We start from the raw sequence: 939 nt of genomic DNA, 5'->3' as shown, positions 1-939 counted from the left end.
GGGCGTGTCCTGTAAGTCGGTGCGCAGCCATAACACGATGGCGGCGATGATGATCTCGGTGCGGTAGTAGGCGGCGCGTTTGGCGTAGCGGGTGGCGAGTGCACGGAACTGCTTGAGTCGGTTGAAGCAGCGCTCGACGACGTTGCGGCCTGTGTAGATGGCCTGGTCGAACGCGGGTGGGCGACCACCGTGGGAGCCCTTGGCGCGACGGCGGGCGATTTGGTCACTGCGCTCAGGGCTGGTGAAGGCGATCCCACGCTGGCGCAGCGCGGCGCGGGTCGAGGGGTGGGAGTAAGCCTTGTCGGCCAGCACCCGATCAGGCCGGGTCCGTGGTCGGCCGGGTCCGTCCCGGCCGACCGTGACGTGGTCGAGCAGCGGGAGCAGTTGTGGGTTGTCCCCGGCCTGTCCCGGAGTGAGGATCACCGACATCGGCAGGCCGCGACCGTCGACGGCGAGGTGGATTTTGCTGGTCAGTCCCCCTCGGGATCGTCCGAGGGCTTCGCCGTCGATGGCGAGGTGCTCGACCCAGTCGGTGGCGCATCCCCTTTTTTGCGGGCTCCAGCGGAATGCTGGTGGGCCCGCACGGAGCTGGAGTCGATGCTGAAAGTCCACTCCACGTTGCCGACCGAGTCGTCTTTGACGATCACTTCGTCGAGGACGCGTTCCCAGGTACCGTCCGCGGTCCAGATCCGCAAGCGTTCGTGGGCGGTCTTCCAGGGGCCGTAGCGTTCGGGCAGGTCCCGCCACGGCGCCCCGGTCCGCAGCTTCCACAGGATCGCGTTGATCACCTGCCGGTGATCACGCCATCGCCGACCCCGGCCCGTGACCGGTGGCAGCAACGGCTCGATCCGCGCCCACGCCTTGTCAGTCAGCTCCCCACGCCCTACCACCAGAGCATGATCATCTACCGCAGGTCACGACCCTTACAGGACACGCCCT

The 939-nt window shown here is 67.5% G+C and carries 1 pseudogene; it reads right to left on the bottom strand.

What is annotated here, in order from left to right:
- Positions 1-890, bottom strand: a pseudogene (locus MMF94_RS43165) (IS5 family transposase); the annotation flags it as partial.
- Positions 891-939: the final 49 nt, after the last annotated feature.

The sequence above is a fragment of the Pseudonocardia alaniniphila genome, from assembly GCF_022524485.1.
GTDB classification, from domain to species: Bacteria; Actinomycetota; Actinomycetes; order Mycobacteriales; family Pseudonocardiaceae; genus Pseudonocardia; species Pseudonocardia alaniniphila.
Note: the sequence above shows the minus strand (reverse complement) of the source record. Positions and strands in the feature narration are given on the sequence as shown.